The 14852-nt window shown below is 59.5% G+C and carries 16 protein-coding genes; 8 read left to right on the forward strand and 8 right to left on the reverse strand.

Features of this window, described 5'->3' with window-relative positions:
* Positions 1-207 precede the first annotated feature (207 nt).
* Complete coding sequence (locus tag ICY20_RS04150; protein ID WP_053136545.1) at positions 208-1671, forward strand: glyceraldehyde-3-phosphate dehydrogenase; 1464 nt, start codon at positions 208-210, stop codon at positions 1669-1671.
* A gap of 191 nt (positions 1672-1862) precedes the next feature.
* Here the strand turns inward: ICY20_RS04150 and ICY20_RS04155 are convergent, their stop codons facing one another.
* Entirely contained in the window at positions 1863-2384 is a 522-nt protein-coding gene (locus ICY20_RS04155; protein WP_194936988.1) for a chalcone isomerase family protein, read from the reverse strand.
* Between the two features lie 236 nt (positions 2385-2620).
* On the opposite strand from ICY20_RS04155, the gene sthA reads away from it, so the two are divergent.
* Positions 2621-4015 carry a Si-specific NAD(P)(+) transhydrogenase gene (gene sthA, locus ICY20_RS04160; protein ID WP_016975273.1) on the forward strand — a complete coding sequence of 465 codons (1395 nt, stop codon included), beginning with the start codon at positions 2621-2623 and terminating at the stop codon, positions 4013-4015.
* Between the two features lie 42 nt (positions 4016-4057).
* On the opposite strand, the gene ICY20_RS04165 is transcribed toward sthA, so the two are convergent.
* Together ICY20_RS04165 and ICY20_RS04170 are read right to left on the reverse strand one after the other, a co-directional pair.
* Positions 4058-4780 carry a glycerophosphodiester phosphodiesterase gene (locus ICY20_RS04165; RefSeq protein ID WP_159959396.1) on the reverse strand — a complete coding sequence of 241 codons (723 nt, stop codon included), beginning with the start codon at positions 4778-4780 and terminating at the stop codon, positions 4058-4060.
* A gap of 43 nt (positions 4781-4823) precedes the next feature.
* Positions 4824-5408, reverse strand: a complete 585-nt coding sequence (locus ICY20_RS04170) for a PilZ domain-containing protein (protein ID WP_159959395.1) — start codon at positions 5406-5408, stop codon at positions 4824-4826.
* Positions 5409-5502: 94 nt separating this feature from the next.
* Here ICY20_RS04170 and ICY20_RS04175 point away from each other — a divergent pair, with 94 nt between their 5' ends.
* The 3 genes from ICY20_RS04175 to ICY20_RS04185 are packed head-to-tail and all read left to right on the forward strand — an operon-like array spanning position 5503 to position 8747.
* Entirely contained in the window at positions 5503-6753 is a 1251-nt protein-coding gene (locus ICY20_RS04175) for a lipoprotein-releasing ABC transporter permease subunit (protein ID WP_194936989.1), read from the forward strand.
* 7 nt (positions 6754-6760) lie between these two features.
* Positions 6761-7444 (forward strand): lipoprotein-releasing ABC transporter ATP-binding protein LolD, encoded by a 684-nt coding sequence (gene lolD / locus ICY20_RS04180; protein WP_163011976.1) that lies wholly within the window; start codon positions 6761-6763, stop codon positions 7442-7444.
* 58 nt (positions 7445-7502) lie between these two features.
* Positions 7503-8747 (forward strand): lipoprotein-releasing ABC transporter permease subunit, encoded by a 1245-nt coding sequence (locus ICY20_RS04185; RefSeq protein WP_159959391.1) that lies wholly within the window; start codon positions 7503-7505, stop codon positions 8745-8747.
* A 105-nt stretch (positions 8748-8852) separates the two neighbouring features.
* Here ICY20_RS04185 and ICY20_RS04190 read toward each other — a convergent pair whose 3' ends face one another.
* Positions 8853-10199, reverse strand: a complete 1347-nt coding sequence (locus ICY20_RS04190) for a heavy metal sensor histidine kinase (RefSeq protein ID WP_194937101.1) — start codon at positions 10197-10199, stop codon at positions 8853-8855.
* Complete coding sequence (locus ICY20_RS04195) at positions 10196-10876, reverse strand: heavy metal response regulator transcription factor (RefSeq protein ID WP_159959389.1); 681 nt, start codon at positions 10874-10876, stop codon at positions 10196-10198. The genes ICY20_RS04190 and ICY20_RS04195 overlap by 4 nt, the downstream gene beginning before the upstream one ends.
* Before the next feature lie 156 nt (positions 10877-11032).
* Between ICY20_RS04195 and copI the strand changes: the two genes are divergently transcribed.
* Together copI and queF are read left to right on the forward strand one after the other, a co-directional pair.
* On the forward strand, positions 11033-11545 hold the full coding sequence (copI, locus tag ICY20_RS04200) for a copper-resistant cuproprotein CopI (RefSeq protein WP_159959387.1): 513 nt from the start codon (positions 11033-11035) through the stop codon (positions 11543-11545).
* Between the two features lie 61 nt (positions 11546-11606).
* Positions 11607-12437 carry an NADPH-dependent 7-cyano-7-deazaguanine reductase QueF gene (queF, locus tag ICY20_RS04205; RefSeq protein WP_159959385.1) on the forward strand — a complete coding sequence of 277 codons (831 nt, stop codon included), beginning with the start codon at positions 11607-11609 and terminating at the stop codon, positions 12435-12437.
* 138 nt (positions 12438-12575) lie between these two features.
* On the opposite strand, the gene ICY20_RS04210 is transcribed toward queF, so the two are convergent.
* Together ICY20_RS04210 and ICY20_RS04215 are read right to left on the reverse strand one after the other, a co-directional pair.
* Positions 12576-12842 carry a DUF4404 family protein gene (locus tag ICY20_RS04210; RefSeq protein ID WP_194936990.1) on the reverse strand — a complete coding sequence of 89 codons (267 nt, stop codon included), beginning with the start codon at positions 12840-12842 and terminating at the stop codon, positions 12576-12578.
* A gap of 110 nt (positions 12843-12952) precedes the next feature.
* Positions 12953-13561, reverse strand: a complete 609-nt coding sequence (locus ICY20_RS04215; RefSeq protein WP_194936991.1) for an HAD family phosphatase — start codon at positions 13559-13561, stop codon at positions 12953-12955.
* 173 nt (positions 13562-13734) lie between these two features.
* Between ICY20_RS04215 and ICY20_RS04220 the strand changes: the two genes are divergently transcribed.
* Positions 13735-14424 (forward strand): MlaA family lipoprotein, encoded by a 690-nt coding sequence (locus ICY20_RS04220; protein WP_194936992.1) that lies wholly within the window; start codon positions 13735-13737, stop codon positions 14422-14424.
* Between the two features lie 61 nt (positions 14425-14485).
* Here ICY20_RS04220 and ICY20_RS04225 read toward each other — a convergent pair whose 3' ends face one another.
* On the reverse strand, positions 14486-14782 hold the full coding sequence (locus ICY20_RS04225) for a PilZ domain-containing protein (RefSeq protein WP_194936993.1): 297 nt from the start codon (positions 14780-14782) through the stop codon (positions 14486-14488).
* Positions 14783-14852 lie beyond the last annotated feature (70 nt).

The following is a 14852-nucleotide window of genomic DNA, read 5'->3' on the forward strand; positions in this document are numbered from 1 at the left end:
ACTCAATATGTAGTGCCAAAACCTGCGAGGTTTTCGGAGAGTTACGGACAAGTTGGCGTTGTCGCTTAACTAGTGGCCTTCTGGAACCCGCGTATTTACTGGGCTCCAGCGCGGTGTCATTTTTTCGCAAGCTGTTTTTGTTGCGGGGCGCGCATTGCTCAGAGGGCAGTCGGGCGGCATAATGTAGCCCCTTTTTTCTGCCCCTACATGTGGAAGGTTCCCGTGACTCAGAAGCCCGACCAGTGTCTTGGTGAATGGATCGACCGTGAAGCACTCGCAGAAGCGATGATTCCGCTTATCGGCCAGCTGTACCGCAATAACAATGTGGTGAGCTCGATCTATGGCCGCAGCCTGATCAACCAGTCTGTCATCGCGATTCTCAAAGCTCACCGCTTTGCGCGTCATCGTTCTGCCGACGACAGCGAACTCTCCGTCCACGAAACATTCCCACTGCTCAAAGCCATGAGCGAGCTCAAGCTCGGCGCGGCTTCGGTAGACCTGGGCAAGTTGGCCTACAAATTCCGTAAAGAAGGTGCTGGCCGTAGCGCTGAGCAGTTCGTACGCGAAGAGATGGCTGACGTGGTTGGCCAGCAAAACGCCGCTGCCCGTAAAGGCACTGACGTTGTGCTGTACGGCTTCGGTCGTATCGGCCGCCTGCTGGCGCGTATCCTGATCGAAAAAACCGGTGGCGGCGACGGCCTGCGCCTGCGTGCCATTGTTGTGCGCAAAGGTGCCGAGAACGACCTGACCAAGCGCGCCAGCCTGCTGCGTCGTGACTCGGTGCACGGTCCGTTCAACGGCACCATCGTCATCGACGAAGAAAACAACACCATTACCGCCAACGGTAACCTGATCCAGGTGATCTACGCGAAGAACCCGACTGAGGTGGACTACACCCAGTACGGCATCAAGGACGCCCTGCTGGTGGACAACACCGGCGTATGGCGTGATGCCGAGGGCCTGGGCCAGCACCTGACCTGCCCGGGTATCGACCGCGTTGTCCTGACCGCACCGGGCAAGGGCAAGCTGAAGAACATCGTGCATGGCATCAACCATGGCGAAATCACCGCTGACGACAAGATCGTGTCCGCCGCTTCCTGCACCACCAACGCCATCGTGCCGGTGCTGAAAGCTGTGAATGACAAGTTCGGTATCGTTAACGGTCACGTTGAGACGGTTCACTCGTACACCAACGACCAGAACCTGATCGACAACTTCCACAAAGGCGATCGCCGTGGCCGTAGCGCCGCGTTGAACATGGTGATCACCGAGACCGGTGCTGCCACCGCTGCTGCCAAGGCCCTGCCTGAGCTGGCCGGCAAGCTGACCGGCAACGCGATCCGCGTCCCGACGCCAAACGTGTCGATGGCCATTCTCAACCTGAACCTTGAGAAAGCCGCCACCCGCGAAGAGATGAACGAGTACCTGCGCTACATGGCGCTGCACTCCGATCTGCATAAGCAAATCGACTTCGTCAACTCGCAGGAAGTGGTCTCCACCGACTTCGTTGGCTCGCGCCACGCCGGTGTGGTGGACGCCGAGGCGACCATCACCCAGGACAACCGTGTTGTGCTGTACGTGTGGTACGACAACGAGTTCGGCTACAGCTGCCAGGTGGTTCGCGTGATGGAAGACATGGCTGGGGTTAACCCGCCTGCGTTTCCGCGCTAACCCTTTGCAGTAAATGAAAAGGCCCCGACTGGTTCGGGGCTTTTTTATGCCTGGGAGTTTTGTGCTGCCTGACAGGGCCTCATCGGGGGCAAGCCCCCTCCCACACTGACTGTGTTCACAGGTCTAGATATGTGAATACAGTCAAATGTGGGAGGGGGCTTGCCCCCGATGAGGCCAGAACTGACACCCTGCTAATCCAGCAACCCCTCCGACAACCCCTTGGGCGCCAACCAAATCCCCAGGTAAGCCTTCGCCAATCCAACATCGGGGCTACTGAACACCACCTCCCCATTGATCTCCAGATTCAACCCACGCCCAGGGCGAAAATCCAGCGCATAGCGATCACCCTTTTGGATGTCGCGAAAGCGCGCATGCAGCATGTCCACCTCTGGCTTCAATCGGGCGCTGACTTGCTGGCGCTTCAACGTGGTATTGGCGGCCTTGATCACATCGCTGCGGTCGATATCGCGAAAGTAATACAGCTCAAGGCGCAGATCCGTTTGTTGCTCCCAGGCAAGCCTTGCGCGCACGTCGGCGGGGGCGTACAGCGCTGCCGCGTAGACATCCGCCCAGAGGTAGGTCAGCACCACCTGGTTTTTCAGGGCTGATCCATGGGATTGCGCAGCAAAACCGGCCTGCCGAAGCCGGTCCGCCTCATTGGCCTGCACCGCGACCGACAACATCAGTAATAAACACAAAGCGACATGTCGCATAATGGCCAGTCCTGTAAAAGGTGCGTGCTGGCAGTGTAATTGCATTTTCCTTACCCTGTAGTGACGGCAAAACTGGCCTACGACGCGACCAAGGGTTAATGTGCGCGGCGTTGAGCCTTATATAGACTGTGCCCCGGTTCACACACTTGAGCCAAAATGTCCTTCATGACCGCTGGCCGCGGCATGATTTAGCCAGGCGTCCCAACCGTGCGCCTGGCCTGTTCTGAGGAGTACGCATGGCTGTCTACAACTACGACGTGGTGGTACTGGGTTCCGGCCCAGCTGGAGAAGGTGCGGCGATGAACGCCGCCAAAGCTGGGCGCAAGGTGGCGATGGTCGATAGCCGTCGCCAGGTCGGCGGCAACTGCACCCACCTGGGTACCATCCCGTCCAAGGCCTTGCGTCACTCAGTGCGCCAGATCATGCAGTTCAACACCAACCCGATGTTCCGGGCCATTGGTGAGCCGCGCTGGTTCTCGTTCCCGGACGTGCTCAAAAGCGCCGAGAAAGTCATCTCCAAGCAAGTCGCATCGCGCACTGGCTACTACGCCCGTAACCGTGTCGATTTGTTCTTCGGCACCGGCAGCTTCGCCGACGAGCAAACCATCGAAGTGGTCTGCCCCAACGGCGTGGTCGAGAAGCTGGTGGCCAAGCACATCATCATCGCCACAGGTTCGCGCCCGTATCGCCCGGCCGATATCGATTTTCACCACCCGCGTATCTACGATAGCGACACCATCCTGAGCCTGGGCCACACCCCGCGCAAACTGATCATCTACGGCGCCGGCGTGATCGGCTGTGAATACGCCTCGATCTTCAGCGGCCTGGGTGTGCTGGTTGAATTGGTGGACAACCGCGACCAGTTGCTGAGCTTCCTCGACTCGGAAATTTCCCAGGCGTTGAGCTACCACTTCAGTAACAACAACATCACCGTGCGCCATAACGAAGAGTATGAGCGGGTCGAAGGCCTGGACAACGGCGTGATCCTGCACCTCAAGTCCGGCAAGAAGATCAAGGCCGACGCCTTGCTGTGGTGCAACGGCCGTACCGGCAACACCGACAAGCTGGGTATGGAAAACATCGGCGTGAAGGTCAACAGCCGTGGCCAGATCGAAGTGGATGAGAACTACCGTACCTGCGTAGCGAACATCTACGGCGCCGGTGACGTGATCGGCTGGCCAAGCCTGGCCAGTGCGGCGCATGACCAGGGCCGTTCGGCTGCTGGCAGCATCGTCGACAATGGCAGCTGGCGCTATGTAAACGATGTGCCGACCGGGATCTACACCATTCCCGAGATCAGCTCCATCGGCAAGAACGAGCACGAACTGACCAAGGCCAAAGTGCCTTACGAAGTGGGCAAGGCGTTCTTCAAGAGCATGGCGCGTGCACAGATCGCCGGTGAGCCTCAGGGCATGCTGAAGATCCTGTTCCACCGTGAAACCCTGGAAGTCCTCGGCGTGCATTGCTTCGGCTACCAGGCTTCGGAGATCGTGCACATCGGCCAGGCCATCATGAACCAGCCGGGTGAACTCAATACCCTCAAGTATTTTGTGAACACCACGTTCAACTACCCGACCATGGCTGAAGCCTACCGGGTAGCGGCCTACGACGGCCTCAACCGGCTTTTTTGAGCGGCTCCGGCCGGTGGCCTGAGCCGGCCGGGGAGACCGATTTCAGTAATTCTCGAGAGTGGCAGTGGCCAAACCGGGAAAGTCTGTAATCAGGCTATCTACGCCGAAGTCGGCGAGCCTGCGCATCAGCGCAGGTTCGTTGACCGTCCATACGGACACGTGCAAGCCCTGGCGCTGGGCTTTTTCCAGACGCTCAGGGGTGCACAACGTCCAGTTCAACGCCAAATACTCGCAACCGTAGTTCTGTGCGACCTTCAACGGGTCGAGCCAGGCGTATTCGGCCACCAGGCCGCGTGACAGGTCGGGGGTGAGCTCAACGGCTGCCTTCAATACTTCCCGCGAGCTTGAGGTCACAGTGACCTTGTCCATCAGGCCAAAGCGCACGGCCATTTCGCGAATCGCAAGTACCGTGGTGGCTGCGCGGGTGCGCGAGGCGCTTTTGACTTCCAGTTGCCAGTGATCGAAGTCGCATTTTTCGAACAGCTCTTCCAGGCGTGGGATCGGGCAGGGCTTGATCCAGCCCGGGCCGCCTTTGCGTGCGTCCATTTTCACCAGGTCTGCTGCCGAATACTCGACGACCTTGCCGCGCCGGTCGGTGGTGCGTTTGAGGGTGGGGTCGTGGATGACCATCAACTCGCCGTCCATGGACAGGTGCAAATCCAATTCGCAGCGGCGTACGCCGTGCTTGAGGCACTCCTGAAAGCTGGTCAGGGTGTTTTCCGGTGCTTCGCCTTTGGCACCGCGGTGGCCGTAGATCAGGGTCACAGTTGCTCCTATGCGCCAGCTCGTCTGGCGGGGTGAATGCTATTCAGGTGTCTTGGGCGTCGCTTTGTTCCCGCGCCAGGCGGCGTTCCTGGGCTTGTTTCTGCAAGATGTAGCGCGCCAGCAGCTGGCGCTGGGCGTCGGTCATGGATTCGAACTCAGTGCCCACATCAAAACCGTCACCCTTGGGGTCGCAATGCGTCACTCGCGCACGCAGCAACAGGCCGAGCGCCTGGGGCATCAGCACCAGCTTGATCGCCAGGTGTGCGCCAGGGGCGAGGGCGGTCGGGTGTTGGAAGTCGATGCCGCCTTCGGAAATGATCACCGGCTGTGGCGCACCGACTTCATTGCGCAGGCTTTGCGCCATAACCTGGCTAAGGAGGTCAAGGCGTTTGTTCTGGACTTTGAGGAAGGCCGCCAGGCTGCGATCTTTCTCGCTAATCTGGCGCAGCAGGTGCTGGGCCTCGAATTCGCTCAAGTGCAACTCACTGAGCAGATTGAACAGCGGCGAATCATCCAGCAACACTTCCTTGCTCGCCGCTTCGGGGGCAGACAGGCTTTTGATTTGAAGTGCGATCATGTCGTCGATACGGTAGTATTCGCGGCGCTCTTCTTCATCTAATGTCGACATGGCGAACCCCAGCTAGCGTTAATGGTCTGAGTGTAAAGCTGCTTATCAGACCCCGCCACCGGGACGTCTTCTTTTCCTCCGAACAAGCCCCGACATGTTCAGACCTCTCTTCGTATTTATCGGCACGCGTTATACCCGTGCAAAACGTCGCAATCATTTTGTGTCGTTCATTTCCTTGACCTCGATGATCGGGCTCGCCTTGGGCGTGGTCGTGATGATCGTGGTGCTGTCGGTGATGAACGGCTTCGATCATGAAATGCGCACCCGCGTGCTGGGCATGGTGCCCCACGCGACCATTGAGGGCGACGCGCCCATCAGTGACTGGCAAAGCCTGGCCGACAAGGTCAAGCAGAACCCCAAGGTAGTGGCCGTCGCGCCATTCACCCAGATGCAGGGGTTGCTGACCAATAATGGCAAGGTGCAGAAAATCCTGCTCAATGCCATCGATCCGGCCCAGGAGCGCAAGGTTTCGATCATCGACAAGTTCATGCTGCAAGGCAAACTCGATGACCTGGCCCCCGGCGAGTTTGGCATCGTGATCGGCGACAAGGCGGCGGCCAAGCTCGGTGTGACGCTCGGCGACAAGCTGACCTTCGTCGCGCCGGAAGTCACCGTGACCCCGGCCGGCATGTTCCCGCGCATGAAGCGCTTTACCGTGGTGGGCACCTTCCACGTCGGCGCCGGCGAGATCGACGGTTACCTCGGCCTCACCAATCTCACCGACCTGGCCCGCCTGCATCGCTGGCAGCCAGACCAGGTACAAGGCCTGCGCCTGAAGTTCAACGACCTGTTCGACGCGCCGCGTGCCGCGTGGGACATCGCCCAGCATCTTGGCGAGAGCCAGTATTACGCCCGCGACTGGACCCGCACCCACGGCAACCTGTACCAGGCGATCCGCATGGAAAAAGCCATGATCGGCCTGTTGTTGCTGCTGATCGTCGCCGTAGCTGCGTTCAACATCATCTCCACGCTGGTGATGGTGGTGAATGACAAGAAGGGTGACATTGCCATCCTGCGCACCCTTGGCGCCACGCCGGGGCAGATCATGGCGATCTTCATGGTGCAGGGCACGGTGATCGGCGTGGTCGGCACCTTGATCGGCACGGCGGTCGGCATCCTGGCTGCGCTGAATGTGAGCGCCGCCATTGCCGGGCTCGAAACCCTGATCGGTCACAAATTTCTCAACGCCGACGTCTACTTCATCGATTACTTGCCGTCCCAGGTGCAAACCCAGGACGTGTTGATGGTGGGCGGCGCTGCGTTGGTATTGAGCTTCCTTGCCACCCTGTATCCAGCCTGGCGCGCGGCACGTACCCAGCCAGCACAGGCCTTACGTTATGAGTGAATCGGGCATGAGTGAAAAAGCAATCTTGAGCTGCCGCAACCTGGGCAAATCCTACGAGGAAGGCCCGGAATCGGTGGTGGTGCTGGCCAACCTGCAACTGGAGCTGCACCCCGGCGAGCGCGTGGCGATTGTCGGCAGTTCCGGCTCTGGCAAAAGTACCTTGCTGAACCTGTTGGGCGGCCTTGATACGCCGTCCCAGGGCAGTGTGTGGCTGGCGGGCGAAGAGCTGTCGGCCCTTGGTGAAAAGGCTCGTGGTCAGTTGCGTAACCGCTCCCTCGGCTTTGTGTACCAGTTCCACCACTTGTTGCCGGAATTCACCGCGCTGGAAAACGTGTGCATGCCGCTGTTGATCGGCAAGACCGCGATCCCTGAGGCCCGCCAGCGTGCCAAGGCGCTGCTTGAGCGTGTCGGTTTGGGCCATCGCCTGGAGCACAAGCCGGCTGAACTGTCGGGCGGCGAGCGCCAACGTGTGGCCATCGCCCGTGCGTTGGTCAACAACCCAGGCCTGGTGATGCTCGACGAACCGACTGGCAACCTCGACTCCCACACGGCCCAGGGCATCAAGGACTTGATGCTGGAGCTGAGCACCCAGATGCGCACCGCGTTCCTGGTGGTGACCCATGACATGAGCATGGCCCGCCAGATGGACCGCGTGTTGCACCTGCAGGAAGGTCATCTGGTCGCCATCTGACCTGTTTCAAACCCGGTGTCTGACGCCGGGTTTTCTATTTTTTCAACGGTGCCCGCGAATGTTCAGACCGTTATCGATTTTCATCGGCACGCGCTATACCCGCGCCAAGCGCCGCAACCGTTTTGTTTCGTTTATCTCGATGACCTCGATGATCGGCCTCGCCCTGGGTGTGCTGGCGATGATTGTGGTGTTGTCGGTAATGAACGGCTTCCAGCGTGAAATGAGCTCGCGCATCCTGGGTATGGTGCCCCACGCCACTATCGTCGGTGTCAACCCGATTGATGATTGGCAGCCGGTGGCCGCTGCGGCGATGAAGAACCCTGAGGTGACTGCCGCAGTACCCTTCACGCAGATGGATGGCATGTTCTCCTACAAGGGGGCGATGCAGCCGATCGAGATCAGCGGCGTCGACCCGGCCCAGGAAGGCAAGGTATCGATCGTTGCCCAGCATATCGTGCAGGGTAAACTCGAAGACCTGAAAGCCGGTGAGTTCGGCGTGGTGGTGGGTGAAATCACCGCGCGGCGTTTTCGCTTGAGCGTGGGTGACAAGCTGACCCTGATCGTGCCGGAAATCAGCACCGCACCCGGTGGCATCACCCCGCGCATGCAGCGCTTGAACGTGGTGGGCATCTTTAAGGTCGGCGCCGAGCTGGATGGCTCCATGGCGCTGATCCATATGGCTGACGCGGCCGAGATCCAGCACTGGCAGCCGAACCAGGTGCAGAGCGTGCGCCTGGCGGTGAAAGACCTTTACGCGGCGCCCAAGGTCTCGGCCGATGTCGCCGCCAGCCTGGGCGCGGCCTACAAGGCCGATGACTGGACCCACACCCAGGGCAGCCTGTTCAGCGCGATGAAGATGGAAAAAACCATGATCGGCCTGTTGCTGCTGATGATTGTCGCGGTCGCCGCGTTCAACATCATCGCCACCTTGATCATGGTGGTGAACGACAAGGGCGCGGACATCGCGATCTTGCGCACCATCGGCGCCACGCCACGGCAGATCATGGCGATCTTCATGGTGCAGGGCACCGTCATCGGCATCGTCGGCACCCTGATCGGCGGCGTGCTGGGGGTGATTGCGGCGCTGAACGTGAGTGAGCTGGTGGGCTGGGTGGAGCGGGTGACCGGGCAGCATATCTTCAGTTCGGACGTGTACTTTGTCAGCAACCTGCCTTCGGAGCTGCAAGGTGGGGATGTGGTGCTGATTTGCACGGCGGGGTTTGTGTTGAGCTTTTTGGCGACGCTGTATCCGGCGTATCGGGCGGCGAAGATTGAGCCGGCGCATGCGCTGAGATATTCGTAAGGCTTTAGGCCGCTATCGCAGGCAAGCCAGCTCCCACATTTGACTGTATTCACAAATCTAAATGTGGGAGGGGGCTTGCCCCCGATTGGGCCGGCACTGCTTGCATCAATCGACCTTGGGCAACTCAATCACAAACCTTGTCCATCCTGCTTCAGATTCACAAAAAATCCTCCCCCCGTGCGCTCGCACAATCGACTGCGTAATCGCCAACCCCAGCCCCGCATGCTCGCTGCTGCCCTCATGCCGCGCCGGATCAGCCCGGTAAAATCGATCAAACAACCTTGGCAGTAACTGCGCAGGAATACCTTCGCCGCTGTTCTCAACAGTCAGCCTTATGCCATCTTCAATCCGTACTCGCACCTCGCCCCCCACCGGGGTAAACCGCATCGCGTTATCCAGCAAGTTCGACAACGCCCGACGCAACATGCCGCGGTCCCCGGCGACGTGAGCCGTGCCTTCGCGCACCAGACTGATTTGCGCGTCTTCTGCGAGCAACGCAAAAAACTCCAGCAACGCATCCACTTCATCGGCCAGGGCCAGCGACTCGCGCTTGGGTACCAGCAAGCCGTGATCGGCCTTGGCCAGATACAACATGTCGTTTACAAGCTGCGCCATCCATTGCAGCTCTTCGAGGTTGCTGTGCAGTGCCTCACGGTAATCCTCCAGCGGGCGCGGTTGGGTGAGGATGACCTGGGTGTGGGTGAGCAGGTTCGACAGTGGCGTGCGTAGTTCATGGGCGATATCGGCGGAGAAGGCCGAGAGACGCTGAAAGGCATCGTCCAGGCGTTCGAGCATGGCGTTGAAAGCTTGGGCCAGATCTGCCAGTTCCGCTGGCATCTGTTGCTGCGGCAGACGCTGGGTCAGGGAGTGGGCTGACACACTCGCGGCCACTTCCCCCATGCGCCGCAAGGGCCGCAACCCACTGCGTGCGGCCCAGGCACCGAGCAGTGCGGTGGCCAGGGCCGAGAGGCCGACGGTGAGCCAGATCAGGTGCTGCATGCGTTGCAGAAAGTGCTGATGGTGGGTGATGTCGAGCATCAGGCTCAGGCGTGGCGAATCCGGCTGGCCGGCGATCAGCGGCACGTTGTACACGCGATAGTCCGTACCGGCGCTCTGCACGCGGTGCAGGCCGGGGGAGTCGGGTAGCGCGACGCCCGGTGCGCCATCCAGCCAACGCTGGCCGGCCGCGCTGATACGCAGGGCGAGATCGGGTTGGCGATTGAGTTCTGCGCGCAACTGCGCTTGCCGTTGGGCGAACAACTGCGGTGTGTCGACGCCTTGCAAGGTGCTGCGCAAGGCGCTCAGTTTGCTATCGAGCAGTTGCTGATCCAGCTCGACAAAGTGCGCTTCGCTGGCGCGGTTGAACAACACGCCAGCGAGCAACGAGACCACGGCGGTGCAGGCGGCAAACAGCAGCGCCAGGCGGCTGGTGAGAGACAGGCGCTGAATCAACTGCATCGTTCCTCCAGCACATAGCCCATGCCGCGTACGGTATGGATCAGTTTGTTGGGGTAGTTATCGTCGACTTTCAGGCGCAGTCGGCGGATGGCGACTTCGATGATGTTGGTGTCGCTGTCGAAATTCATGTCCCAGACCTGGGAGGCGATCAGTGACTTGGGCAGCACTTCGCCCTGACGGCGCAGCAGCAGTTCCAGCAGGGAAAACTCCTTGGCGGTGAGGTCGATGCGTTGGCCGTTGCGCTCGACACGACGGCGTATCAGGTCCAGGCGCAGGTCGGCCAGCTGCAGGGAGGTTTCCTGGGGCGCGCTGCCACCTCGGCGCAAGAGGCTGCGCACCCGCGCCAGCAGTTCGGAAAAGGCGAAGGGCTTGACCAGGTAATCGTCGGCGCCCAGCTCCAGGCCGTGCACGCGGTCTTCCACCGCATCGCGGGCGGTGAGGAACAGCACTGGAATCTCCAGGCCAGCACCCCGCACTGCTTGCAGGATTTGCCAGCCATCGCGGCCCGGCAGCATCACGTCCAGAATCAGCAGGTCGTAGTCACCGGTCAATGCCAGGTGTTGCCCGGTGATGCCGTCGGCCACCAACTCGGTGGTAAAACCCGCTTCGGCCAGGCCCTGGCGCAGGTAGTGGCCGGTTTTCAGTTGGTCTTCGACGATCAGCAGTTTCATGGGCGACTCTTGGTAATGTGGTACGACGGGCTTTATACCGTGGGTTCTGCGATAAGGGCGCAACCTGACAAAGTTGTAATCTAGCAGTCAGCTGGCTGGCAGCGGCGTCATCATAGGGTGCGTGTCAGACGGTTGACCTATTTTTGGAGAAGAGCGATGGCGTTGCGTAAATCCCTGTTGTTGGCGGGTTGCCTATTGGCATTGAGTGTTGAAGCGATGGCAGATGCGGCTCATACCTATGGGTTTGGCCATGCAGCAGCGACAGCCGAAGCAACACGTACTGTTGAAGTGACGCTGCAGGATATTTCCTTTTCGCCCACATCTTTGAATGTAAAAGCCGGTGAGACCGTGCGCTTTGTACTGGTCAACAAAGGCCGGTTGCTCCATGAATTCAACCTGGGCGACGCGGCGATGCATGCCGAACACCAGAAGGAAATGTTACAGATGCAGGCCAGCGGCATGCTCACTGCCACCGGGATGGGCAAAATGGACCACAGTACAATGGGCCATGGCGCGATGAAGCATGATGATCCCAACAGCGTGTTGGTCGAACCCGGCAAAACGGCCGAACTGACCTGGACCTTTACCAAGAGCACGGGCCTGGAGTTTGCCTGCAACCTGCCTGGGCACTACCAAGCGGGCATGGTCGGAGAGCTGAACGTCGAGTAGGCAGCAAAGGCGGGGGCAAAGGCTGGTAGACTGGCGCGGTTTATTTAGCCAGGTTTCCGCCATGCATCCCGCAGCCGAACATTCGCCGCTGGGCAAGTCCAGTGAATACATCTCCACTTACACCCCTTCATTGCTGTTCCCGATTCCGCGCGCCGCCAAGTGGGCCGAGCTGGGCCTGAGTGCCGAGACGCTGCCCTACAAGGGTGTGGATTTCTGGAACTGCTTCGAACTGTCCTGGCTGCTGCCGTCGGGCAAGCCGGTGGTGGCCATTGGTGAGTTCAGCATCCCGGCTGAGTCGCCGAACATCATTGAGTCCAAATCCTTCAAGTTGTACCTCAACTCGCTGAACCAGACTGCATATGCCGATACGGCCAGCCTGGAAGCGACGCTGCGTAACGACCTCAGCGCTGCCGCCGGCAAACCGGTGAGCGTGCGTATCCGCAGCCTGGCCGAGATCGAGGCCGAGGGCGTGATGGCGTTGCCGGGTGTGTGCATCGATGACCTGGAGATCAGCGTTAGTAACTACGAGCACCCACGGCCGGAGCTGCTGCGTTGCGATGACACGCGCATCGTTGAAGAGAGCGTGCACAGCCATCTGCTCAAATCCAACTGCCCGGTGACCAGTCAGCCGGATTGGGGCAGCGTGGTGGTGGAATACCGTGGATCGGCGCTGGATCACGCAAGCTTGCTGGAATACATCGTGAGCTTTCGCCAGCACTCCGACTTTCACGAGCAGTGCGTGGAGCGCATCTTTCTGGACTTGCAGCGCTTGCTCAAACCAGAGAAGTTGACCGTGTATGCGCGCTATGTGCGGCGGGGTGGGTTGGATATCAACCCGTATCGCAGCACTGAGGGTGTGGCGTTCCAGAACGTGCGACTGGCGCGTCAGTAAATTTCACCCAAATCAAATGTGGGAGGGGGCTTGCCCCCGATGGCGGTGTATCAGTCGATGAATCTGTTGACTGACACTGCGCTATCGGGGGCAAGCCCCCTCCCACATTTTGGTTCAGCACTGGGCTTGGTTGGCGGATCAAATGCCGATATTGCCCAGGGTGATCATGATATTGCGCAGTGTTCCGGAAATAACCGGGTGTTCAGCGTCGAACTCAATGGCCGCTTGATTCACATCATCGGAAATACTAGGGGTCTGGGTAGCCGGCTCCAGCTCAAGTTGCAGCTCAAACTTGGCAATCAGGGCTTCCAGCGCTTCACGCTTTTCCAATGGCAGCGGCGGCTCCTGTTCCAATTGCCCGCGCAGGATCTCGACCTGTTCTTCCAGCTTTTTGCGATCAGGCATGACGGTCTTCCTTTTATCGATAGTCACTGGCATAGACCACGGCACGCCGTGAAAGGTCTACGGGCTGACCTGTAGATTAATCCACCGGCGCCGACTGTGCATGATCTCGATCAGGGCTTCTCGCCTTTAAGCTGGCGCAAGCTGATATCGGCCAGGCAAGTGCCGAGCTCGCCAAGGTGGTCGATCACCGAATGCACCCCTAGCCCGTACAACGCCACGGTGGCCTTGCCGCGCTTGTGTTCGCGCTCCTGTTCGCTCAGGGCCTGCCATTGCTCAGGCGCCATGCCGCACAGTGAACCGCAGGAGGCCAGGCCGATGGTCCACAGCCCGGCATTGAGCCCCGATTGCAGTAAGCGCGGCTCACCGCTGACCAATACGCAGCCTTCCAGGCGTTCAATATTCAGTTCCATCAAGGCCTGCCAGCACGCGTGGGGCGCGGGCCAGCGAATAGGGGAGGGCGCTATTGCCTTGAGCCAGGTAGGCAGTACGGCGGCCAGTGACGTGGTGATGGTGGGGGGAAGTTCATCCAGCCAGGCACAGGGGACGCCCTGTTCCTTCAAGCTGCGCAGGATTTTCAGGGCGCCCGGCGTAGCCTGGGAGTCGGCGCTGGGTGAATCGGTGCGCGCCTGGGAACCGAAGTCCACTAAACAGCCACTCAGGCCAAACAACACGGCAGTCAAGGCGGGTGCGCTGGCGATGGCTATTTCGGCGTGGGGCATATCGATATCCCTGAAATAGCCGTGACGCTATCGAGTCAGGATGACAACCCGATGACACGGGTTGAAATTGTAGGAATTTTCCCCGTTACTGCCTAAATGCGTACTTCCGTCATATACTCACCGCCTCATTCAGGGCATAGCGCCCATGACAGACCATTCAAGGAGCAAAAGCTATGCGCTGGAGCCACTACTTCGCTCAGCTGTCGGTGTGTGCCACTGTCCTGCTGGCCCCGTTCACCGTGCAAGCAGCGTCGGAAGACGATCCATGGGAAAGCATCAATCGTCCGATCTTTACGTTTAACGACACGGTCGATACCTATGCCCTCAAGCCATTGGCCCAGGGTTACGAGTGGATCACTCCGCAATTTGTCGAGGACGGCATCCACAATTTCTTCCGCAATATCGGCGACGTTGGCAACCTGGCCAACAACGTATTGCAACTCAAGCCCCATAATGCCGGCGTCGATACCGCCCGCCTGTTGGTCAACACGACCTTTGGCGTGCTGGGCTTTATCGATGTGGGCACCAAAATGGGGCTGCAACGCAGTGATGAAGACTTCGGTCAGACCCTCGGTTACTGGGGCGTTGGCAGCGGTCCATACGTGATGCTGCCGCTGCTGGGCCCTAGCACCTTGCGTGATGCGCCGTCCAAGTACGTCGACAGCTACACCCAGCCGTACCGTTATATGGATGATGTTTCCCTGCGCAACAGCTTGATCGGCCTCAGCCTTGTCGATACCCGCGCCAGCCTGCTCGACAGTGAGAAGCTGATCACTGGCGATAAGTACACCTTTATCCGTAATGCTTACCTGCAGAACCGTGAGTTCAAGGTCAAGGACGGCAAGGTTGTCGACGACTTTTAAGTCGTGACGTTTTGAAACGAAAAAAGGCGACCTGAGGGTCGCCTTTTTTATGTGCGGCTTTTTAGTACATTTTCAGGATCTTGAGGCCCAAATGTTGGTCGGGGCCATTTGTCTTGGTCCAAACCACTTCGGTATCCGCCTCAAGCCCCGTGAGGGCGGCGTGCTCAGAATCAATGCGCACCTTCAACTGGTCGCCTACCTTGAATTGGCGAGGCGCCTGCACCTGCATACCGGAGCTGGAAAGGTCCACGCAAACCCCGGCAATCTCCTGCCCCGCGTGGATCAGCGACACATCGGCCTCCACACGCATGCGGATGAAATCGCGTTTTTCGGCGTAGTCACGCTCGTGTTCGCCCATGGGTTCCATCCTTACTTTGTGTTGTGGTGGTGGGTGTTCTTATAACTCCCGGTGATTTGCGATGTAAAGA

Source organism: Pseudomonas pisciculturae (assembly GCF_015461805.1).
GTDB lineage: Bacteria > Pseudomonadota > Gammaproteobacteria > Pseudomonadales > Pseudomonadaceae > Aquipseudomonas > Aquipseudomonas pisciculturae.

Coding starts and splice junctions, on each gene's coding strand:
- ICY20_RS04175 (WP_194936989.1), top strand. CDS start 5,503: ATGTTCAGACCTCTCTTCGTATTTATCGGCACGCGTTATACCCGTGCA.
- ICY20_RS04215 (WP_194936991.1), bottom strand. CDS start 13,561: ATGCCCCACGCCGAAATAGCCATCGCCAGCGCACCCGCCTTGACTGCC.
- sthA (WP_016975273.1), top strand. CDS start 2,621: ATGGCTGTCTACAACTACGACGTGGTGGTACTGGGTTCCGGCCCAGCT.
- ICY20_RS04155 (WP_194936988.1), bottom strand. CDS start 2,384: ATGCGACATGTCGCTTTGTGTTTATTACTGATGTTGTCGGTCGCGGTG.
- ICY20_RS04225 (WP_194936993.1), bottom strand. CDS start 14,782: ATGGGCGAACACGAGCGTGACTACGCCGAAAAACGCGATTTCATCCGC.
- copI (WP_159959387.1), top strand. CDS start 11,033: ATGGCGTTGCGTAAATCCCTGTTGTTGGCGGGTTGCCTATTGGCATTG.
- ICY20_RS04210 (WP_194936990.1), bottom strand. CDS start 12,842: ATGCCTGATCGCAAAAAGCTGGAAGAACAGGTCGAGATCCTGCGCGGG.
- ICY20_RS04150 (WP_053136545.1), top strand. CDS start 208: ATGTGGAAGGTTCCCGTGACTCAGAAGCCCGACCAGTGTCTTGGTGAA.
- ICY20_RS04220 (WP_194936992.1), top strand. CDS start 13,735: ATGCGCTGGAGCCACTACTTCGCTCAGCTGTCGGTGTGTGCCACTGTC.
- queF (WP_159959385.1), top strand. CDS start 11,607: ATGCATCCCGCAGCCGAACATTCGCCGCTGGGCAAGTCCAGTGAATAC.
- ICY20_RS04185 (WP_159959391.1), top strand. CDS start 7,503: ATGTTCAGACCGTTATCGATTTTCATCGGCACGCGCTATACCCGCGCC.
- ICY20_RS04170 (WP_159959395.1), bottom strand. CDS start 5,408: ATGTCGACATTAGATGAAGAAGAGCGCCGCGAATACTACCGTATCGAC.
- ICY20_RS04195 (WP_159959389.1), bottom strand. CDS start 10,876: ATGAAACTGCTGATCGTCGAAGACCAACTGAAAACCGGCCACTACCTG.
- lolD (WP_163011976.1), top strand. CDS start 6,761: ATGAGTGAAAAAGCAATCTTGAGCTGCCGCAACCTGGGCAAATCCTAC.